The organism is Paracoccus sp. Z118, assembly GCF_019061185.1.
Taxonomy (GTDB): Bacteria; Pseudomonadota; Alphaproteobacteria; order Rhodobacterales; family Rhodobacteraceae; genus Paracoccus.
Genome location: NZ_JAHQZU010000024.1, coordinates 1 through 20,608 on the forward strand (window position 1 = coordinate 1; position 20,608 = coordinate 20,608).

Genomic DNA, 20,608 nt, shown 5'->3' on the forward strand with positions numbered 1-20,608 from the left:
CATGCGACCGGCATGATCACGGATATCGGAATCGAACTGGGCCGCGAGGTCTTCGGCCGCGCTCACCCGTCAAGGCGGATTGCGGCCGACAGGGCGAGGCTCAGAATCCAGACCCAGCTTGTCGGGACATTCGTGGGAGGCGGCATTGTCGGTGCAATCGGCTTCGCCCGAGCCGGTTTCGTCTTCGCCCTCCCGCTCGCCGCGGTGCTGCTGGCGCTCTCGGTGCCCTCTCTGCTTCGCAGGCGGCGCGGCGTGTAGCGGGTAGCACGAAGCAGTCCTGCCAGTCGCCGCGAGATGCTGCTCACCTGACGCTTTCAGCCTTCCGGCCTTCGTGTGTTGACTGCTCTGCCGTGCCCCGCGAATGACAGCGCCGCCTAGCGCGCGGACCCTGACCGCGTCCGCGCCCCGGCCTTCTGGGCCTCTCGCACCACCAGCACCGAACTCGCCACCAACACGCAGATGAGCCAGTCGCGGAAGGACAGTGCCGTGGTGGAGAACGCCTGCTGCAGGAACGGGACGTAAACCACCAGGACATGCAGCAGCAGCGACAGCCCCACGGCGGCCCAGAGCCAATGGCTGCGGAAGATCCCTTCGAACGCGCTGCGGGTGTCCGACCTGGCGTTGAAGGCGTTGAAAAGCTGGAACAGCATCAACGTGGTAAACGCCACCGTCCGGCCATGGGCCAGGTCGCCCGTGCCCTCGATCAGCCCGCCCGGAAGCGCCGCGTCGAAGACGGCGAGCGTGCCGACCGCCATCACGGCGCCGACGAAGAAGATGCCGACCCACATCCGCCCCGTGATCACGGGCTCTGCCGGCGGGCGCGGCGGCTGGTTCATCACGCCCGCATCCGGCGGATCGACGCCGAGGGCGAGCGCCGGCGCCCCGTCCGTCACGAGGTTGATCCACAGGATCTGCGTGGCCAGCAGCGGCAGGACGATGCCGCCGTCCGGTCCTGTGAAACCCAGCGGACAGGCCAGCAGCACGGCCAGGAACATCGTCATCACCTCGCCGATGTTCGACGACAGCAGGTAGCGCAGGAACTTGCGGATGTTGGCGTAGATCGCCCGCCCGACCTCGACCGCCGCGACGATGGTGGCGAAGTTGTCGTCGGCGAGCACGAGGTCCGCGGCCTCCTTGGACACGTCGGTGCCGGTGATCCCCATCGCCACCCCGATATCGGCGGTCTTGAGCGCCGGGGCGTCGTTCACGCCGTCCCCGGTCATCGCGACGGTCATGCCGCCGCGCTGGAGCGCGTTCACGATCCGCAGCTTGTGCTCGGGATTCACGCGCGCAAAGATCGAGGTCTCGCGCACCGCCCGGTCAAGCTCGTCCTCGGACATGCGCTCGATCTCCGCGCCGGTGGCGACGCGTTGGTCGGAGACGATGCCGAGTTCGGCGGCGATCACCTCGGCCGTGGTCGGGTGGTCGCCGGTGATCATGATCGGGCGGATGCCGGCGGCCTTCGCGCGGGCGACGGCCGCCTTCGCCTCGTCGCGCGGCGGGTCGATCATGCCGATCAGGCCGAGGAAGACCAGTTCCCGCTCGACCGTCTCGTCCGCCCCGTCTTCATCCGTCTCGTCTTCATCCGCCGTGCCCGCGCCATCCGGCAGGTGCCGCCAGGCCACGCCCAGCGTCCGCAGCGCGGCGCCCGCAAGGTCGTCGTTCGCCGCGAGAATCCCGGCCCGGCGGTCATCGGTCAGCGGCCGCGCCTCATCGCCCATCTGCTCGGCCGTGCAGCGGGACAGCAGCACGTCCGGCGCGCCCTTGACGAAGGCGAGCGCCGCGCCTCCCTGTTCGCTGTCGGTATGGATCGTACTCATCAACTTGCGTTCGGACGAGAACGGCACCTCGCCGGTCCGTGCAAAGCGGGCGAGCGCCTCGTCCGCCAGCCCCGCCTTGCGGGCCGCCACGATCAGCGCGCCCTCGGTCGGGTCGCCCTGCACGGTCCAGCGGCCGTCCTCCTGATGCAGGACGGCGTTGCTGGCGCAGTCCGCGGCGGTCAGCGCGCGGGTGAGTTCGACCTGAAGCGGCCCTTCGATCGCGCCGCCATCCGCGCGCGTCACCTCGCCATCAGGCGCATAGCCGGTGCCCGCGAACTCCACCCGGCCGCTTGCCGTCACGATCCTGCGAACGGTCATCTCGTTGCGCGTCAGCGTCCCGGTCTTGTCCGAGGCGATGATCGTGGCCGAGCCCAGCGTCTCCACCGCGGCGATATGGCGCACGATGGCGTTGCGCCGGGCCATCCGCTGCACGCCCAGCGACAGCACCGCCGTCACCACCGCCGGTAGGCCCTCGGGCACCGCCGCCACCGCCAGCGCCACGCCGATGATGAGCACGTCGAACAAACCCGCGACGCTGTCCACGCCCTGCACCCACAGGATCGACGCGACCATCACAACGGCGATGGCCGACACGATCAGCGCGAGCAGCCTGCCCACGCGGTCGAGCTGCTTCTGCAGCGGCGTCCGCTCCTCCTCCTCGGCGTGCAGCAGGCCGGCGATGCGGCCCATTTCCGTTTCCATGCCGGTGCCGGTCACGACCGCGCGGCCGTGGCCGTAGGTCGCGGCCGTGCCGCTGAAGACCATGCTGCGCCGGTCGCCGAGGGCGGTTTCCCCGCCGATCGGATCGATGTGCTTTTCGACCGGCAGGCTCTCGCCGGTCAGCGCCGCCTCGGCGGTCTGAAGCGCCGTCGCCTCGATCAACCGCGCATCGGCGGGGATCGTGTCGCCCTCCTCGATCACGATGACGTCGCCGGGCACCAGCTCCGCAGCAGGGATGGTCTGCCGCTCGCCGTCGCGGATCACCTCGGCCTGCGCGGCCGACATCCGGCGGAGCGCGGCCACCGCCGCCTCGGCCCGGTGCTGCTGGACGTAGCCCATCACGGCGTTGAGAATCACGACGGCGAAGATCGCCAGCGACTCGTAGGGCAGCGCCGAGTCCCGCTGGACCAGCCACAGCAGCGCCGAGACCGCGCCGGCGACGATCAGCAGGATCACCAGCACGTCGGTGAACTGGGCTGCGAACTTGCGCCATTCCGGCACCCGCTCCTCGGCGGCAAGCTCGTTCGGGCCGACACGCGAGAGCCGCGCCTTCGCCTCGGCCGATCTCAGCCCCGTGCGGCCGTCGCTGCCGAGCGCGGCCAGCACCTCGTCGGCGCTGCGCCGCCAGGGCTCGCCCTGTTCCATGTCCCGTGTCTCGTTGCGCATGGACGGAGCCTCGCAGGGTTCGGATTCGCAGAACGATCGCTCGGAGCCTGCCCGCGCCATCAACTGTCAACGCCGGCTGCAAGTCACCTGACCAGCCCTAGCGCCCCGAAATCGCGCCCCAGCGCCCCCGATAGGTCCTCGATCGAGTCGTAAAGCAGTTCCAGCGCGTAATGCGGGTTGTGGACATGCGCGCCGGTGTCGGCGCCGACGAACTTCCAGTTATAGGCCGCCCGCAGCAGCCGCGGCGTCCAGGCGCCATAAGCGACCGGCGCACCCCCGGACTGGTCCGCGACCCCGTCGCCATTCGCATCGGCGAAGAAATAAGGATGCCGGAGGGCATCGTAGAGGATCGGCGTTCCGCTCACCTCGGCGGCGTAGTCGGCCACCATCTCCAGCAGCAGCCGCGCGTTCGCGGCGATGTCGGCGTGGATGCCCTTCGCGGTGTCGCCGCTGCCGTCGTGGCTCTGCCGGGTGATGCGGATCGCCTTGGGATCGCCGCTCTGGTGGCAGGTGAGGCAGGTGTCCTGCGCCACTTGCAGGCCATGAGGATCGTGGCATGACGTGCAGGTTGCGACCGCCGGGGCGTGCAGAAAGCGGCCCTCGTAGTCCTTGCCCGGATACTGGTAGCCGAGCCCGCCATAGCCCCCCAGCCACGTCGCCGCCGCGATCGCATAATGCGGGTTGACGAAGCCCAGTTCCGGGTTCGGCGTGTCGTCCCCGGTGCTGCCCGCCCGTTCCACGGCGGCATCGACGCCCTGACCAGAGGCACGGCCCTGGTGGCAGGTGAGGCAGGTCGCCTCGCTTGCGCCGACCGGATGCATCGCGCCGGTGGGCAGCCGCACCTCGGTCACCTCGGACAACCGCGGGTGGTGGCAGGTCGCGCAATCGACAACGCCGCCGGTCGGCAAGGCATGCTCCGGCACGCCCGGCGCGCTGCCATCCAGCCCGTAGAGCGCGCGGAACCCCTGCCCCGAATGGCAGGTCGCGCAGATGCCGGGGATCGCGCCGCCCTCGTTCCAGTGGGCGAAGGATTCGGACCCTGCATCCGCATGGCCCGACCGCGTCCACGCCGTGGTGATCGCGGCGTTGCCGCCCGGCCCGGCCCCCGCCGGCGCCATGCTGGGCAGCGTGTAGGGTATGGGTGCTTCCGGGGCAGGCTCAGGGGCGGGCTGGGCGACCGCGCCGAGCATCAGGGCGGGCGCGACCATCGCGACGGCAAGGCCGAGGCGGGCAAGCGGGGGCAATCGACGGGGGCCAGCCAATGTGTGGTCCTCTCGGTTGATGCGGCGGCGATGCCTTGATACGAACAGGCTAGCAAAGCCCGCCGGGCCCCACAACGGCCCGGTGGCAGAAGAGACCCGTCGCCAGGAGGCAACCCGTGACGACACTCTTCCGTCGGGGCCTGTCGGTCCCGCTGGCCGGCCCCGCCCTTCCTCTTGAAGCGGCACCCGAGATGACGCTGACCGAGGAATCGGCGATCTCCGCCACGCAGGAGGCCGATTTTCGCGTCGATCTGCTGGCCGAGGAAGGCGCGATGGTGGCGCAGGGCCAGCCAGTCCTGCGTTCGCGCCGGCAGCCGGAAATCGTGCTGACCGCCCCCGTCGCGGGCCGGATCGCGCGGGTGGAGCTCGGGCCAGGGCGCAGGCTCTCGCGCCTCATCATTTTCCGCGAAGACGCCGGCGGGCGGCACCGCCATGAAGGGCGCGACCGGCGCGCGGCTCTGCTCGAGTCGGGCATGTGGACCGCCTTCCGCTCCCGTCCTTTTGGACGGTTTGCCGCGCCGGACGAGGCGCCCTCGGCGATCTTCGTCATGGCCGCCGATACCCGACCGATGGCGCCCGATCCGCATCGGGCGCTCGCCGGACGCAAGGAGGATTTCGCGCGCGGCCTTTCTGCGCTGTCAGAACTGGCCGAACGCCTGCATCTGGTGCAGGGTGATGGGCCCGATCTAGCCCCGACTTCGCACCGGCTGCGGGTCCACCGCGCGGGCCGGCTGCACCCGGACGGCCTTGCTGGAAGCCACATCCACCGCCACCACCCCGCCCGGCCCGGCCGCCCCGTCTGGGACATCGCCGCCGAGGATGTCGCCGGCATCGGCGAGCTGCTGCGCACCGGCCACGTGCCGCAGACCCGGCTGGTATCGGTCGCGGGACCGGCGCTGCGCGAGGCGCGGCTGGTGCGCTGCCAGCCCGGCGCCGACCTGCGCGAATTGACCTGGCGGCTCGTCACCCCCGGCGCGCGGCTGCTGCTGACCGGCTCGGCGCTGGACGGGCGCGAGGCGCAGTTCCTCGGCCTGCGCGACCGGCAGGTGACGGTCCTACCGCGCCCCGAGCCCGCCCCCCCGCCGCACTGGTTCCGGGGCGCGCTCAGCCGCGCCTCGCGGCCGCTGCCGCTGATCCCGACGGCGGCGCTGGACCAGTCGATGGCGGGGGGCATCCCGGTGCTGCCGCTGCTGCGCGCGCTGTCCGCCGGCGACGCCGAGACCGTGGAACGGCTCGGCGGGCTGTCGCTGCTGGAGGAGGATGTAGCGCTGGCCGACTACATCACCGGGGCCGAGCCGCGGATGGCCGGGCTGCTGCGCGCCATGCTGGACCGCATCGAGAGCGGCGCGGCATGATCCGCGGTATCTGGACCCGCGAGACCGCCGCCCTGTTGCTGCTCGCCGCGGCGCTGCCGGTGGCGGTCATGTGGGTAGTCCACGGCGGGCCGGAGGTGCTCGGGCGGCTGGTTTTTGTGCTGGTCATGGCGGGGATATGGCATCTCGTCTTCATGCTCGCGCGGGCGCAGCCGCCGTCCTTCTCCGGCGCCCATGCCGCGCTGCTGATCGCGATGCTGGCGCCGCAGGGCCTTGGGCCGGTGCAACTCGTCCTCGGGATCAGCTTCGGCGTGGTGGTGGCGGAACTCGCCTTCGGCGGCTGGGGTCGAAACGTGCTGAACCCGGCGACGGTGACGCTGGCGTTCCTCGGCTTCGGCTATCCCGCCGCGCCGTGGCCCGAATTGCAGGTGACGCTCGGCTGGGCGGCGATCCCCGCCGCGCTGATCGGCGTGGGTTTCGGGGTGGTGCCGTGGCGGGTGTTTGCAGGCGCCTTCGCCGTCGCCCTCGTCGCTTGGGCGACCGGGGCTGCCCTGCCGCGCGAGGTGCTGACGGCCGCCCTCGTCATCCTCGCGCTGATCGTGGCCGAGCCGGTCACGAGCGCCGCGACCCATCTGGGGCGCTGGCTGAACGGCGCGCTCTATGCCGCGCTGGTGCTGGCCTTCGGGGCCTTCTGGCTGGATGCCGCGCCGGTTCAGCTTGCCATATCGGCCGCGCTGCTGACCTCGCTCGCCGCGCCGCTTCTGGACGAAATCGCGATCGCCTGCTGGTTCGCACGGCGGGCCAGGCGACTTGGGAGGAAGCGACTTGGCTGACCTGAACCCCGTATCCGCCTGGCGCCGCATGCTGGCGATGCCGAACGAGAGCCGCGGCAAGACCATCGCGATGGCCTTCGTCACCGCCGCGATTTGCGCGGTGCTGGTGACGGTCGCGACCGTCCTGCTGCTACCGATCCAGGCCCAGAACCGCGCCGCCGAGGAACAGGCGCGGATGGAATCCCTGCTGGCCGCCATCCCCGGCATGACCGACCTGCTCGCCGCCGCGGGCGAGAGCCTCTCGACCGTCGTGATCGACCTCGACACCGGCCACGCCGCCGAAGGCGTGACGCCCGAGACGCTGCCGGCCGCCCTGAACGATCAGGCGAACTGGTCCGCCATCCCGCCGCAGGACGACGCGGCCGGCATCGGCACCCGCCCCGACCTTGCCCAGATCTTCATCCTGCGCGAGAGCGAGGAGATCCGCCTGCTGATCCTGCCCGTGGTCGGCAGCGGCTATGGCGGCCCGATCGAGGCGATGCTGGCGCTGGAGGGCGACCTTAAGACCCTCGCCGGCATGACCGTGACGCGCCAGTCGGAAACCCCCGGTCTCGGCGCGCGGATCGAGGAACCGGCGTGGCAGGCGCAGTTCGCGGGCCGGCCGGCGGTGGACGCCGCCGGCACCCCGGTCATCTCGGTCGCGCGCGGCGCGGCGACCAGCGAATACGAGGTCGACGGCATCACCGGCGCGACCCGCACGGTCAACGGCGTGAACGGCATGATCCGTTATTGGCTCGGCCCGGACGGCTACGGCCCGCTGCTCGACGCGATCCGGCGGAGGGAGTTCTAGTCCATGCAGCCGAAGCTCTGGCCCATCCTTGCCGCGCCGCTCATCCGGCAGAACCCGGTGATGCTGCAGATCCTCGGCATCTGCTCGGCGCTGGCCGTGACCACCACCGTCGCCACCGCGCTGACCATGTCGGTCGCGCTGACCGCGGTGCTGGTCATGGGCGCCGCGATCATCAGCGCGATCCGCCGCCATATCCCCTCGACGATCCGCATCATGCTGCAGATCATCATCGTGGCGTCGCTGGTCATCGTCATCGACCAGATCCTGCAGGCGTGGTTCTTCGAGCTGAGCCAGAGCCTGTCGGTCTATGTCAGCCTGATCGCCACCAACTGCCTCGTCCTCGGCCGGACGGAATCCTTCGCGCTGCGGAACCCGCCCTTGCCCTCGGCGGTGGACGCGCTGGGGAACGGCCTCGGCTATTCGCTGGTGCTGGTCACGATGGGCGGGGTCCGCGAGCTGTTCGGCGCGGGAGAGTTGCTCGGCCACACGGTCCTGCCGACCGTCGATCAGGGCGGCTGGTTCGAGCCGCTGAGCCTGATGATGCTGGCCCCCAGCGCCTTCTTTCTGCTGGGGCTGATGATCTGGGGCCTGCGGAGCCTCATCCCCGAGCAGGTCGAGCAGCCCGAGTTCCAGACCCCCGAGGTCGCGGAGGCCCAACGATGAACGACCTCGGCGCCCTGTTCCTGAACGCCATGCTGGTCGAGAACATGCCGCTGACGCTGTTCCTCGGCCTCTGCACCTTCCTCGCGCTGTCGCGGCGGCCGGGAACGGCGGTGGGCCTCGGCCTCGCGGTGATCCTCGTCATGGGGGTGACGGTGCCGCTCAATCAGGTGATCTACGCGCACCTGCTCGCGCCCGGTTCGTGGGCCTGGGCGGGAATGCCGGACCTCGACCTCAGCCACCTGTCGCTGCTGTCCTTCATCGCGGTGATCGCGGCGATGGTGCAGCTAGTCGAGATGCTGCTCGACCGCTTCTTCCCTGCCATACACGCCTCGTTCGGGGTGTTCCTGCCGCTGCTCGCCGTTCACTGCGCCATCGTCGGCGGCAGCCTGTTCATGGAGGAGCGGCGCTATGGCTTCGTCGAAAGCCTCGTCTTCGGCCTCGGCGGCGGGGCGGGCTTCGCGCTGGCGGTCATCATGCTGTCCGCCATCCGGGCGCGGCTGGCCTATGCCGACCTGCCGGACGGGCTGCGGGGCCTCGGCTCGGCCTTCCTGCTTACGGGCATGATGTCGCTCGGCTTCTCGGCCTTCGCGCAGATGGTGGCGCCATGATCGAGATCGCCCTCGGCTCCGCCGTCATCATCCTGCTGGTGACGCTGCTGGCCACGGGCCTCGTCGCCGCGCGCCGGCGGCTGATTCCCGAGGTCGGGGTGGCGGTGACTGTCAATGACGGGCGGCGGATCGAGGCCCGGCGCGGGGACAAGCTGCTGGGCGTGCTGCACGGCGCGGGCATCGCCATTCCGGCGGCCTGCGGCGGGGCGGGCACCTGCGGGCTGTGCCGCGTGACGGCCACCGGCGAAGGCGCCGGCGAGGTGCAGGCCACCGAAAAGGGGCTGCTGTCCGCGGCCGAGCAGAGGGCGCACAAGCGCCTTGCCTGCCAGGTCTCGCTGCGCGGGCCGGTCACGGTCGAGGTGCCGGGCGACGTGATGTCGGCGGAAACCTATCCCTGCCGCGTGGTCTCGAACCGGATGCTGGCGCCGCTTATCCGGGAACTGGTGCTGGAACTGCCCGAGGGCCGCGACTTCGATTTCCGCGCCGGCAGCTTCATGCAGCTGACCGCGCCGTCCTATGCGCTGGACTTCGCGGGCATCGGGATCGAGCCGGAATACCGCGAGGAATGGACCGTCGCCGGCTGGCCGAGGCTGCGCGGGACCAGCGACGCGCCCGTCACCCGCGCCTATTCCATCGCCAACCGCCCCGCGGATCACGGCCGGATCGTGTTCAACATCCGCCTTGCGGTGCCGCCTGCGGGGCAAGAGGGCGAGATCCCGCCGGGGATCGGCTCGTCCTGGCTCTTCGCCCGCAACCCCGGCGACAGCGTGGACGTGTCCGGCCCGTTCGGCGACTTCCACGTCCAGCCGACCGGGCGCGAGATGATCTTCATCGGCGGCGGCGTCGGCATGGCTCCGCTCCGCGCCATGATTCACGAGCAGATCGCCAAGGGCACGCCCCGCCGCATCCGCTACTTCTATGGCGCCCGCACGGTGGCGGACCTGTTCTATCAGGACGAATTCGAGGCGATCGCCGCCGCGCATCCGAACTTCGGCTGGACCCCGGCGCTGTCGGACCCCGCGCCGGGTGATCGCTGGACCGGCGCCACCGGCTTCATCCACGAGACCGTGCGCGCCGCGCTGAAGGACCATCCGGCACCGGAGGATTGCGAGTATTACCTTTGCGGCCCGCCGGTGATGATCGCGGCGGTCTTCGCCATGCTGGACAAGCTCGGGGTCGAGCCGCACGCCATCTTCAACGACGATTTCGGAGGCTGACCGATGCCTGACACGCCCATCCGCCTGAGCCGCCGCACCCTGCTGGCTGCCGCGCCCGCGCTGCTCGCCGCGCCCGCATTGGCACGGAGTGCGGGGCCGAGCGAGACGCTTCAAGGCGCGGCCTTCGGCACCGGCTGGCGGGTGACGCTGCCTGTAGACGCGCCCCGCCCGCCGGTCGCACGCATCGCGGCGCTGTTGGCCGAGGTGGACGCGCAGATGTCGCCGTGGCGCGCGGACTCGGAAATCGGGCGCTTCAACGGTGGCTTGCGCGAGATGCCAGTGGCCACTGACACCGCCGCAGTCACCCGCGCCGCCCTTAGGCTGGCCGAGGCGAGCGGCGGCGCGTTCGACCCCACCGTCGGCCCGCTCGTCAGTCGCTGGGGTTTCGGCCCCATCGCGGGCGAAAGCCGCCGCGAAGGCTGGCGCGGCATCGAGGCGGGCGACCGGGGCATCGGCAAGGCCGATGCAGGCCTGACGCTCGACCTGTGCGGGATCGCCAAGGGCTACGCGCTGGACCGGCTCGCCGCGCTGCTGCTGGACGCGGGAACGCGCGACGTTCTGGTGGATCTCGGCGGGGAACTGGCGGCGCACGGCCGCCACCCGTCCGGGCGCGATTGGCACGTCGCCGTCGAGGATCCGCGCGAGGGCGCGACCGGCGCGGCCGAGATCCTGCGGCTGGGCGGCCGCGCGGTCGCGACCTCGGGCGACAAGGTCAACGGCTATACGCTGGCCGGGCGGCGTTACGGCCACATCATCGACCCGCCCGCCGCCGAGCCGGTGGCCGGCGCGCTCGCCTCTGTCAGCGTCGTCGCGGACAGCGGGATGGAAGCGGATGGCTGGGCCACCGCTCTCTTCGCCGCCGGGGAGGGTCGCGGCCCGGCGCTGGCCGAGGCGCGGGGCATCGCGGCCCTGTTCCTGTTCCGCGACGGCGATGGGCTGCGGCGGCACATGACGGCGGCCCTCGCCGCCCATCTGGCGTGATCCGATGGAGATCCTGTTCGCCGTGCTGATCTTCACCCTCGCCGCCGCCGGGATGGCGGTCGGTGTCATGTTCGGCCGCAGGCCGCTCACCGGCTCCTGCGGCGGCATCGACTGCATCCCCGGCGCCCGCTGCGAGGATTGCCCCGTCCGAGCCGAAGCCGAAAGGACGCCGCGATGAACATGCCCGCGACCATCGGAGCCGTCATGCGCGCCGAGGGCCCGCTTCTGACCCCCGCCACCCCGATCCGCGAGGCCGCGGCGGCCCTCGTCTCCGCGACCGCGTCAGGCGCGCCGGTCGTGGACGACACCGGCGCGCTGGTCGGCATCTTGACCCAGAAGGACTGCTTCCGCGCGGCGCTGAACGCCAGCTATTACCGCCAATGGACCGGCACCGTGGGCGATGTCATGTCCGCGACGCTCACGACGCTTGACGCCGGAACCGACATCGTGACCGCCGGCGAGGCGTTCCTTGTCCACCCCCACCGGCTGTTCCCAGTGCTGAAGGACGGCAAGCTCGTCGGGGTCCTGCACCGCTCCGACCTGCTCGCCGCGCTGCTGCGGCTGGGGTGATCCGCCGTGCGCTGGGTCTTGGCCGCGGGGGCGTGGAGACAGCGCGCCGGACGTGACCTCGACGATCCCCCAGGGAGTTGTCTCGAGTCCCTTGAGTCCGATCGGACGGGTGGTGATCCCATGCGCGAATCCGCAACTCCCAGCCTGCCCGGGTGGTTGATCCCACGGCTCGATAGTCCGACCCCCGAAGCACGGCACGCGGTCGTCTCGATTGCCGCAATGACAGGCTGCCCGGCTCCTCTGCTGACGAGTGGATCAAGACGGGCTGATCCGGCGGCGCCGTCAGCGCTGCAGGACGTAGCTGCCGGGGGCATCCATGACCGGGGCATGGTTCGCGCTGCCCAGGGCGGGCGGCGTAACCCGTTGCGGAGCCGAACCGGCTTCAAGCCAGGCAGTCCATTCCAGCCACCATGACCCCGGCTTCGTCGGCGCCGCCGCAAGCCAGTCTTCCGACCCGACGACGCGATCGTCCTTCCGCTGGCAAGCCACGCGAAAGTGCCGGCGCGGGTGGCCGGGCTCGCTGACGATGCCCGCATTGTGTCCGCCGCTCGTCAGCACGAAGGTCACGTCGGTGTCGGCGAGATAGTGGATCTTGTAGACCGACCGCCACGGGGCGACATGGTCCCGCTCGGTCCCGACGACAAACAAGGGCACGCGGATGTTCTGAAGCGCGGCGGGGCGGCCATCGACGACGAAGCGCCCGGCGGCGAGTTCGTTGTCCACATAGAGCCGCTGCAGATATTCGCTGTGCATCCGGTAGGGCATGCGGGTCGTGTCCGCGTTCCAGGCCATCAGGTCCGTCATCGGGCTCCGCTGACCGGTCATGTAGTCCTTGACTAGCCGCGACCAGATCAGGTCGTTGGTCCGCAGAAGCTGGAAGGCCCCCGCCATCTGGCCTGCGGCAAGATAGCCCTGATCCCACATCATCCCCTCCATCACCCGCAACTGGCTGTGGTCGATGAAAAGCGCGAGTTCCCCCGGTTCCGTGAAATCCGTCTGCGCGGCGAACAGCGTCACCGAGGCGAGCCGGTCGTCACCGCTGCCGCCCATTGCGGCGGCCGCGATCGCCAGAAGCGTTCCGCCGAGGCAGTAGCCGGCGGCGTGGACCCTGGCCTCCGGCACGATGTCGCGGACGGCATCCAGCGCCGCCATCACCCCCATCCGGCGATAATCGCCCATCGACAGGGCGCGGTCCTCGGCCGTCGGATTGTGCCACGAGATGCAGAAGACCGTGTGCCCCGTCTCGACCAGGTGCCGGATCAGCGCCTGCCCGAAGGGCATCGAGCGGTGGACGTAATCCCAGGCCGTCGAGAGATAGGGCCAGAAGCTTCCCACCGTCTTGTCGGGGTCGTCGTGGTCCAGCGTCCCCTCGCCGCCGGCGAGGCTCGGCCAGTTGTCCAGTCCCTCGGCGAAGTCGCCGTGGCAGCTTGCGCAGTGCTCGATGAAAAGTTCCTCGCCGGTCGCGACGTCGCCGAGCCCTCGGGAAGGCCGCGCCCGTCGGCATGACCTTGACGTCCCATGCGGCGATCTCCTCGGGCAGCACCTCGCGGCCGAGACTGAATTTGCCGCCAGATGCCGGCGTGGCGGCGGCCGTCTGGACGGGGGCGGCGTTCGCCGATGCCTGCATTGCGGAGGTGGCCGCTTCCTGCGCCGTCGCCCCTGCGGCGGCGAGGATCAATGCACCAAGCGCGGCATCGTTAAACAGAGACTTCAACATTCTCGCCGCTCCCGTCCTGCTTGATCCACCAGGTCTGGATTCCGTTGTTGTGATAGATCGAGTTCAGCCCGCGGATCTCGCGCAGGCATCCTTGGTCGGCTGGACATAGCCGGTTTCGTCCATGGCACGGGATTGCAGCAGCATCTCCGAGCCGTCCCATTCGGTGTCGAGATAGAACCGCGTCATCGCCATCGGCCCACCGGGCGCGGCGAGGCGCGCGGTCTCCCAGGTCCTGCCGCCATCCTTCGACACATCGACGCGGGTGATCGCGCCGCAGCCCGACCAGGCCAGCCCGGTGGTGACCAGCGGACCCGGACCGTGGGTGATCGGCACCTGCGGGCTGGGCGCGGTGACGACCGACTTGGCGTCCATCACCCAGGTCCATTTCCGCGAGATGCCGTTCTCCAGCGTGTCGGTGTATTTCGAGGTTTCCTCGCAGCTCTCGACGGCGGCATCGGTCACTTCGATGCGCCGCAGCCACTTGATCCACATGTTGCCTTCCCAGCCGGGCACCACCAGCCGGACCGGATAGCCGTGTTCCTTCCGCAGCGCCTCGCCGTTGGCCTTGAAGGCGACCGGAACGTCGTCCATCGCCTTTTCGAGCGGGATCGAGCGGCCGTTCGAGGAGGCATCGGCGCCCTCGACATAGACCCACTTGCCCTCTGGCTGGACCCCGGCTTCCTCCAGCAGCGTGCGCAGCGGCACGCCCACATATTCCATGTTGCGGATCATGCCGTGGGTGAACTGCGAGCCATTCAGCTGCGCGCCGGCCCATTCCATCCCGGTATTCGCGGCGCATTCGCAGAAATAGACGCCCTGCGCCCGCGGGAAGCGCTCGAGGTCGGCATAGGTGAAGACCAGCGGGCGGTCCACCAAACCGTTGATCATCAGCCGGTAATCGGGCTTCGACAGTTCGGTCGCGCCGGAATGATGCCGCTCGAAGGCGCAGCCGGCGGGCGTGATCGTCCCATCGAGCGCGTGGATCGGGGTGACGTTGATCGAACTGATCGTGTCCGCGGTCAGCTACGGCACGTTGCGGCGGATCACATCGGCTTCGAAGTGGATCGGCATCCCGTAGGGCGTGACGTCCACGCCGTCGCCGGTGTAGCGCGCCCAGTCCTGAACTTCGGTGATCAGCGGATCGGGCGCGGCCTGCGCGCGGGCGAGCGTGGCTGTCACGGGGACGGCCACGCCTGCTGCGAGGCCCGCGCGGAGGAATCCGCGGCGTGTGGTCGGGGTGGGACCGTTCATGGCCTCAGACTCCCTTGATGGTGATGTGTGATGCGGCGCCGCGCGCGGGCACGGTGCCGACCCGCAAGATCGGTCGGCTGTCCTCGGATGGCTGCATCGGGCTCTACAACGAGAAGATCGCCGAGCTTTTCGAGCTTTGCGAGGTCGGAACGCAGGTCCGCATCGTCTGAGACGCTGCGCGGCGGGGACCACGGCCTCCGCCGCAACGCCCGCAGGGCAAGCACTTCCTGCAAGTCGAAGCCAAGGGCCCGCAAAGGCCGCATCGGATCAGGAAGGCAAGACCAGGAACCGTCGAAGCCTGACCGTCGCGGAAGCCGGCCTGCTGGTCCTGCCGGCTCTGGGCGGGCGGCCCTCGCCTGGCAGGCACGCAGGATCCCGGTTCCGAACCGCCAAGCCGCCGGGCAGGACCGGACGGTGAGGCCACGGCCGGATCGCCACGCCTTGCCAGTCACGGAGGCCGGGCTTGAATCCATGTTCAGGCGGCCGAGGATCTGGAAACGTCGTGGTCCGTGGCCCTGCGGACGCGGGAGGTGCGCAGCTCTGCGGCCGGTCAGTCCTGCTTTCAGGCGGGGGCGATCCGGCCGTCTTCCAACGTGACGACCCGGTCGGCCATCCCGATGATGCGGCTGTCATGGGTCACCATCACCGTCGTCATGCCCCGCCCCCGGCCCAGGCGCTTGAGCTGACCGATGACCGTCATGCTGCTGTCGTGGTCCAGCGCGGCGGTCGGCTCGTCGGCGAACACCACCTCGGGGTCGCCGGCCAGGGCGCGGGCAATGGCGACCCGCTGCTTCTGCCCGCCCGACAGGTTGGCCGGCAGATAGTCGATCCGGTCGGCAAGGCCCAGCAGGGTCAGGATCTGGACCGCGGTCGCGTTCTCGTCACCGCGCGGACGCCGGGACCCGACCTGCACGCCCATCAGGACGTTCTGGCGCGCTGTCAGGCTTTCGTGCAGGTTGTGAGCCTGAAAAATGAACCCCAGCCTGCGCCGCAGCGCGACCAGCTGCCGCTCGGGCGCGCCGGCGAGTTCCTGCCCCAGCAGCCGGACCGAGCCCTGCTGCACGTCGCGCAGACAGCCCATCAGGGTCAGCAGCGTGGTCTTGCCCGACCCCGAGGGCCCGACCAGCACGGTCAGACTGCCGCGGGCCACGGTCAGGTCGACGTCGAAGATGGCCTGCTTGCGCGCCTCGCCACGGCCGAACCAGTGGCTCAGGCCGGCGGCGACGATGGCTGCATCGTCGGCTACCATCAGAACAGGTCGGCCGGATCGGCCGAGGCAAGGCGCCGCGTGGCCAGAGCCCCCGACAGCGCGCAGGCGACTACCGTGCCGATGACCACCGCCACCACCGTCGGCGCGCCAAGCTCCAGCGGCAGGCCGGTCGCCCGGCGCATCCCCCCGATCAGCGCCCGCGCGACCAGATAGCCCGGCCCCGCCCCCAGGAGGGCCAGGATCAGCGCCTCTTCCAGCACGATCCCCAGCAGGAAGCGCTGCCGGTAGCCCATGGCCTTGAAGGTCGCATATTCGCGGATGTGGTCGGCGACGTCGGTCGAAAGCACCTGATAGACGATCACCAGCCCGACGAGGATTCCGATGACCACGCCGAAACCGAAGATGATGCCGGTTGGCCGGCGGGTCTGCTGGTAGGCGATGTCCTCGGCCCGGGCCTGCGCATAGGGGCGGATGCGCAGTGTCCGGTCCGAGACGAGCGCGCGCAGCTCGTGCGCGACTCGGCCGGCGTCGGCGCCGGGGGCAAGCGCAAGCAGGATGTGGTCGGGCGCCGCCGTCTGGCGGTTCTGAACGACCTTCAGGAAGGTCTGGTCCGACACGACCAGATATCCGTCCACCCCGAAGCCGCCGCCGCCCGCGAAACCGCCGTAAAGCGTCAGGGTGCGGCCGCGGACCTCCAGCGTCACGGGCGAGGCGGGCCCGAGGGCGTCGGCCTCCCCCGGCTCCAGCCCGCGCGTCAGGCGATCGATGATCCCGGAATCCGGCAGCGTCAGCAGTTCGGCGTACCCGCGCAGCGCCGGGGCGAGGAACCCCGGCTGGGCCGGATCGACACCGAAGGTCGTCAGGGACATCGTGGTCCCCGCGTGCTGAAGCGTGACGTTGCCCACGAACAGGGGCGCCCCGGCGGTGACCTGCGGATGGGCCAGCGCCTGGAACAGCCACTGGCGGGCCACGTTGCTGCCGTCGGTCAGCGAATCCGCATCGGCGGCCGAGATCATCAGCCCGGCCTCGAAGAAGTCGTAGGGCCGCCCCGTCGCGATCGACATCGAGCCCATGATGGCAAGCTGGACGAACACCAGCACATTGGCAAAGGCGACCCCGGCCAGCGCCGCGATCAGCCGGGCGCGGTTGTGGGTCAGTTGCAGCCAGCCGATCGGCAAGCGCCCCAGAAGCCGGGTCAGGATCGCGGTCATCCGTCGGCCGCGGCCTGCGGCGATGCCGGGGGCGGCGCTACGGGGCCCGGCGAAGCCTGCACGGGGCCCTCCCCGACTTCCCCCTCTCCTCCCGCGCCGACGCCGCCCGCGCCGCCCGCCGCCGCCCCGGTTCGGATCCGGGCCACCACCTCGAGGTTGGTATAGCGGGCGGCGATGCGGCTGCTCTCCGGGTCGAGTTCGACCTCGACCTCGACGACGCGTGCGTCGGTGTTGGCGGCGATGTCGTCGGGCAGCAATCCCTGCCGCCCCACCACCAGCCCGATCCGCGAGACATGGCCCGTCAGCGATGTCCCGATCGCCACCGCCATCAGCTCGACCGGCTGGCCGACCGCCACCCGACTGATGCGGTCCTGATAGACCTCGACCTCGGCCATCATCCGGTCGGTGTCGCCCATGGTCAGGATGCCGTCCGCGGGCGGGCGCTCGCCGGCGCGCGCGTCCCGCGTCAGGACCGTGCCCGAGATCGGGGCCTGCACCCTGGCGCGCGCAAGGTCCGCCTCGGCCCGCACCAGCGCCGCCCGGGCGGCGTCCACGAGCCGCCTTGCCACGATCACGTCGGGCTGGGCATCGGCCTCGCCCGCCACGAAACGGTTCAGCGTCGCCTCGGCCTTGGCGACGGCCAGCGCGGTCTGGCTCCGGTTGGCCTCGGCCACCTCCAGCGCCGCCTGGGTGGCGATGCCACGCTGCGACAGGGACAGCGTGCGGGCGTGGTCGGCCTGCGCCTCGACCGCGGCCGCCCGGGCCTGGTCCAGCGACGCCTGCGCCTCGGCGCGCGACGCTGCGACGGCGGCGCGGGTCTGGTCCAGCGACGCCTCGCGCACCGCGACCTCGGCACGCGCGGTGAGCAGGGCGCTTTCCAGGAATGGCAGGTTGTCCAGCGTGGCGACGATCTGCCCTGCGGCGACACGCTCGCCTTCGGCGACCGGCAGGCTGGCGATCCGGGCGTCCCCCGCGCCATAGGGGGGCGCCACGGTGATGACATCGCCCCGCGGCATCAGCCGGGCCAGCCCGATCACGTCGCTGGCGACGATCGTCTCGGCCACGGCCGGCGGCAGGTCGATCTCGGGCGGCAGGGCGATGGGGACGCTCGACCCCGCCCCCGGGACCAGGCCGGTCCGCGCAAAGATCAGCCGCAGGCCGGGCGGCTGGAAATACATCCCCGCGACCGCCCCGGTCAGCAGCAGCAACGGGACCAGCGGCAGCGCCAGAAGCCAGCGAAGGCGGCCATGCCGGCCCCGGGACGGGCGGGCCTCGGGCGGGCCGGGCGGGGGCGCGTCAGTCACCGGCCGCGCCCGCGCAGGGCGGCCGCGGCGATCGCCGCCCAGACGAGCGACCGCAGCGCCATCGCGCCAACCGTGCGCGCCTCGTAGGGGCGGCCGATCAGCACATGCCAGCCGAATCGAGCAAAGACGACCAGCGTGGCCGCCAGGATCGCAAGCGAAAGGCCGGGCGCCCAGCGGCGCCCTTGCCACAGGCCGATCCCCGCAAGGACATAGGCGAAGCCGGCCAGGAATTGAACAGCAGCACGAACCCCACCACTGCGCCCATGTCGGCGCCGCCGAACAGGGCGCGCCCGCCGCTCAGGACAGTCGGAAGGCCGAACAGGACGGCCACGACCGCAGCGACCCGGATGGCGGTCAGGCAGGGCCCTCACCCGTGCTGGCAGTCCGGGGGTCCGGCATGCCAGTCGCGGCACATGCCGGACAGGCGGAACGATGGTCCGCGCGCGCAGGTCGAAGTCGCGTCTCGTCCTCATTCTGGCCAGCACGTTCATCCCGCCATGTCGACACGGCCAAGGTCGCCCATCGCGCCGAGTCCTTCAATGCCGCTTCTCGTCGCAGCCTCGGGTCAGCGCCGATCGGTGAAGTCCCAAGGGGATCGGGGCGACAGCGCGCATGCGCGTATCGACGCCTTCGGTGTTGACCTGCTGCCGAAGATAATGCATTCATTATTCAGATGAGGTCCGTCCCAGGAGACAGAACAATGACCCATGTTTTCGGTCGCCACTTCCTTCAGATCCCCGGCCCAAGCCCGGTTCCGGATCGCGTCCTGCGGACCATGTCGGCGCAGGTGATCGACCATCGCGGCCCCGAGTTCGGTGAACTGGGCCTCAGGGCGCTGGCCGGGATGAAGACGATCTTCAAGACCGATCAGAACGTCATCATTTACCCGTCTTCGGGCACCGGGGCCTGGGAAGCGGCGCTCGCCAACGTGCTGAAGGAAGGCGACCGCGTCCTGATGTACGAAACCGGCCATTTCGCAACGCTGTGGAAGAAGATGGCCGAGAAGCTGGGCGTGCGGGCCGAGTTCATCGGCGGCGACTGGCGCTCGGGCGCCAATCCCGACCAGATCGAGCAGCACCTGAGCGCCGACACCGGCCACGAGATCAAGGCCGTCTGCGTCGTCCACAACGAGACCTCGACCGGCTCGGTCTCGCCCATCGCGGATGTGCGCCGCGCCATCGACGCGGCCGGGCACCCGGCCCTGCTGATGGTGGACACGATCTCGGGGCTCGCCTCCATCGACTTCCGCTTCGACGAATGGGGCATCGATGTCGCGGTCTCGGGCTCGCAGAAGGGCCTGATGCTGCCGCCGGGCATCAGCTTCAACGCGGTCAGCGCCAAGGCGCTGGAGGTTGCGAAGGCCAACGGGATGCCCCGGTCCTACTGGGACTGGCAGGAGATGGTCGAGATCAACGCCAAGGGCTATTTCCCCTACACGCCCGCCACCAACATGCTCTACGGCCTGGTCGAGGCGATCGACATGCTGCACGAGGAAGGGCTGGAGACGGTCTTCGCCCGCCACCAGCGCCTGGCCGCCGCGACCCGCGCCGCCGTCCGCGCCTGGGGACTCGAGGTGCTGTGCAACCGGCAGGGCCACGAAAGCGGCGTGCTGACAACGGTGATGATGCCCGAGGGCCACAGCGCCGACGCCTTCCGGGCCGAGGCGCTGCGGCACTACAACATCTCGCTGGGAAGCGGGCTGTCCAAGGTCGCGGACAAGGTGTTCCGCATCGGCCACCTGGGCGACATCAACGACCTGACGCTGATCGGCGCGCTGAGCGGGGTCGAGATGGGGCTGTCCAAGGCAAGGGTGCCGCATGACAGTGGCGGCGTCGCCGCCGCTATGGCGCATCTGGAAGCCACCCCCGCGCCGGGGATCGACGCCTGAGCGGCTTGCGCCCCGACGACCTGGGCACATCGTCGCCCCGTGCATCAGGGCCCCACCCTGCCTGCCGACATGAGGACCGCATGACCCTGACACTCGACCTGGCCCTCAAGCTGGCCGATCTCTGCCTCGAACGGGCGAGCGAGATGAACCTGAAGCCGCTGACGGTGGCAGTGCTGGACTCGGCCGGCCATCTCAAGGTGCTGTTGCGACAGGACGGGACCAGCCTGCTGCGGTCGGAAATCGCGCAGGGCAAGGCGCGGGGGGCCATCGGGATGGGCCTCGGCTCGCGCGCGCTTTACGCCCGCGCGCAGGAACAGCCCTATTTCATCCAGGCGATGAACACGATCGCGGGCGGCAGCCTTGTTCCCGTTCCCGGCGGCGTGCTGATCCGCAAGGACGGCGAGATCATCGGCGCCGTCGGTATCACCGGCGACAGCTCGGACAACGACGAGGCCTGCGCGGTGGCCGCCATCGAGGCGGCGGGCCTGCGGGCCGACGCCGGCTGATGGTGGCCGGAACTTGCTGGCGCGGGGCGCGGCGGCGGTGGTAGGATCGCCGCCGCGACACCGGCCTTTCCGCAGGAA

General features: G+C 70.5%; 18 protein-coding genes and 4 pseudogenes. 13 read left to right on the forward strand and 9 right to left on the reverse strand.

Annotation, left to right across the window (positions count from 1 at the left end):
• Positions 1-258: DUF1275 family protein (locus tag KTN05_RS14465; protein WP_217330110.1), on the forward strand; the 258-nt coding region annotated here is incomplete at its 5' end.
• A 116-nt stretch (positions 259-374) separates the two neighbouring features.
• Here KTN05_RS14465 and KTN05_RS14470 read toward each other — a convergent pair.
• Positions 375-3,206: a cation-translocating P-type ATPase gene (locus tag KTN05_RS14470; protein WP_217330111.1), complete on the reverse strand. Its 2,832-nt coding sequence runs from the start codon at positions 3,204-3,206 to the stop codon at positions 375-377.
• A gap of 83 nt (positions 3,207-3,289) precedes the next feature.
• Positions 3,290-4,468, reverse strand: coding sequence for a cytochrome c3 family protein (locus tag KTN05_RS14475; protein ID WP_254368239.1), 1,179 nt, complete (start codon positions 4,466-4,468; stop codon positions 3,290-3,292).
• Between the two features lie 116 nt (positions 4,469-4,584).
• On the opposite strand from KTN05_RS14475, the gene KTN05_RS14480 reads away from it, so the two are divergent.
• Genes KTN05_RS14480 through KTN05_RS14520 form a run of 9 tightly spaced genes read left to right on the forward strand, consistent with a single transcriptional unit; the run spans position 4,585 to position 11,443 of the window.
• Positions 4,585-5,823, forward strand: a complete 1,239-nt coding sequence (locus tag KTN05_RS14480) for a Na(+)-translocating NADH-quinone reductase subunit A (RefSeq protein WP_371823378.1) — start codon at positions 4,585-4,587, stop codon at positions 5,821-5,823.
• Positions 5,820-6,614 (forward strand): RnfABCDGE type electron transport complex subunit D, encoded by a 795-nt coding sequence (locus KTN05_RS14485; protein ID WP_217330112.1) that lies wholly within the window; start codon positions 5,820-5,822, stop codon positions 6,612-6,614. The genes KTN05_RS14480 and KTN05_RS14485 overlap by 4 nt, the downstream gene beginning before the upstream one ends.
• A complete protein-coding gene (nqrC, locus tag KTN05_RS14490; RefSeq protein ID WP_217330113.1) occupies positions 6,607-7,404 on the forward strand; it encodes an NADH:ubiquinone reductase (Na(+)-transporting) subunit C in 798 nt (265 codons plus the stop codon). Before KTN05_RS14485 ends, nqrC begins: the two co-directional genes overlap by 8 nt.
• 3 nt (positions 7,405-7,407) lie before the next feature.
• On the forward strand, positions 7,408-8,067 hold the full coding sequence (locus KTN05_RS14495; RefSeq protein WP_217330114.1) for an NADH:ubiquinone reductase (Na(+)-transporting) subunit D: 660 nt from the start codon (positions 7,408-7,410) through the stop codon (positions 8,065-8,067).
• On the forward strand, positions 8,064-8,675 hold the full coding sequence (locus KTN05_RS14500; protein ID WP_217330115.1) for an NADH:ubiquinone reductase (Na(+)-transporting) subunit E: 612 nt from the start codon (positions 8,064-8,066) through the stop codon (positions 8,673-8,675). Before KTN05_RS14495 ends, KTN05_RS14500 begins: the two co-directional genes overlap by 4 nt.
• On the forward strand, positions 8,672-9,892 hold the full coding sequence (nqrF, locus tag KTN05_RS14505; protein WP_217330116.1) for an NADH:ubiquinone reductase (Na(+)-transporting) subunit F: 1,221 nt from the start codon (positions 8,672-8,674) through the stop codon (positions 9,890-9,892). Before KTN05_RS14500 ends, nqrF begins: the two co-directional genes overlap by 4 nt.
• Positions 9,893-9,895: 3 nt before the next feature.
• Entirely contained in the window at positions 9,896-10,873 is a 978-nt protein-coding gene (locus tag KTN05_RS14510; RefSeq protein WP_217330117.1) for an FAD:protein FMN transferase, read from the forward strand.
• Positions 10,874-10,877: 4 nt separating this feature from the next.
• Entirely contained in the window at positions 10,878-11,051 is a 174-nt protein-coding gene (gene nqrM / locus KTN05_RS14515) for a (Na+)-NQR maturation NqrM (RefSeq protein ID WP_217330118.1), read from the forward strand.
• Positions 11,048-11,443 (forward strand): CBS domain-containing protein, encoded by a 396-nt coding sequence (locus KTN05_RS14520; RefSeq protein ID WP_254368240.1) that lies wholly within the window; start codon positions 11,048-11,050, stop codon positions 11,441-11,443. The genes nqrM and KTN05_RS14520 overlap by 4 nt, the downstream gene beginning before the upstream one ends.
• 282 nt (positions 11,444-11,725) lie before the next feature.
• Here the strand turns inward: KTN05_RS14520 and KTN05_RS14525 are convergent, their stop codons facing one another.
• The 3 genes and pseudogenes from KTN05_RS14525 to soxC form a co-directional block, all read right to left on the reverse strand.
• Positions 11,726-12,778: a PHA/PHB synthase family protein gene (locus KTN05_RS14525; protein WP_371823379.1), complete on the reverse strand. Its 1,053-nt coding sequence runs from the start codon at positions 12,776-12,778 to the stop codon at positions 11,726-11,728.
• A 3-nt stretch (positions 12,779-12,781) separates the two neighbouring features.
• Positions 12,782-13,015 (reverse strand): annotated as a pseudogene (locus tag KTN05_RS18725) (c-type cytochrome); the annotation flags it as partial.
• Positions 13,016-13,140: 125 nt separating this feature from the next.
• A pseudogene (gene soxC / locus KTN05_RS14535) lies at positions 13,141-14,411 on the reverse strand (sulfite dehydrogenase).
• A gap of 47 nt (positions 14,412-14,458) precedes the next feature.
• Here soxC and KTN05_RS14540 point away from each other — a divergent pair.
• Positions 14,459-14,581 (forward strand): annotated as a pseudogene (locus tag KTN05_RS14540) (L,D-transpeptidase); the annotation flags it as partial.
• Positions 14,582-14,973: 392 nt separating this feature from the next.
• Here KTN05_RS14540 and KTN05_RS14545 read toward each other — a convergent pair.
• The 4 genes and pseudogenes from KTN05_RS14545 to KTN05_RS18730 form a co-directional block, all read right to left on the reverse strand.
• Positions 14,974-15,660, reverse strand: coding sequence for an ATP-binding cassette domain-containing protein (locus KTN05_RS14545; protein ID WP_217330119.1), 687 nt, complete (start codon positions 15,658-15,660; stop codon positions 14,974-14,976).
• Positions 15,660-16,832: an FtsX-like permease family protein gene (locus tag KTN05_RS14550; protein ID WP_217330120.1), complete on the reverse strand. Its 1,173-nt coding sequence runs from the start codon at positions 16,830-16,832 to the stop codon at positions 15,660-15,662. The genes KTN05_RS14545 and KTN05_RS14550 overlap by 1 nt, the downstream gene beginning before the upstream one ends.
• Positions 16,829-18,136, reverse strand: a complete 1,308-nt coding sequence (locus tag KTN05_RS14555) for an HlyD family efflux transporter periplasmic adaptor subunit (protein WP_217330121.1) — start codon at positions 18,134-18,136, stop codon at positions 16,829-16,831. The genes KTN05_RS14550 and KTN05_RS14555 overlap by 4 nt, the downstream gene beginning before the upstream one ends.
• Positions 18,133-18,494 (reverse strand): annotated as a pseudogene (locus tag KTN05_RS18730) (hypothetical protein). Before KTN05_RS18730 ends, KTN05_RS14555 begins: the two are co-directional and overlap by 4 nt.
• 342 nt (positions 18,495-18,836) lie before the next feature.
• Here KTN05_RS18730 and KTN05_RS14565 point away from each other — a divergent pair.
• Positions 18,837-20,024: an alanine--glyoxylate aminotransferase family protein gene (locus tag KTN05_RS14565; protein WP_217330122.1), complete on the forward strand. Its 1,188-nt coding sequence runs from the start codon at positions 18,837-18,839 to the stop codon at positions 20,022-20,024.
• Positions 20,025-20,104: 80 nt separating this feature from the next.
• Positions 20,105-20,530, forward strand: coding sequence for a heme-binding protein (locus tag KTN05_RS14570; RefSeq protein WP_217330123.1), 426 nt, complete (start codon positions 20,105-20,107; stop codon positions 20,528-20,530).
• The last annotated feature ends 78 nt before the right edge of the window (positions 20,531-20,608 follow it).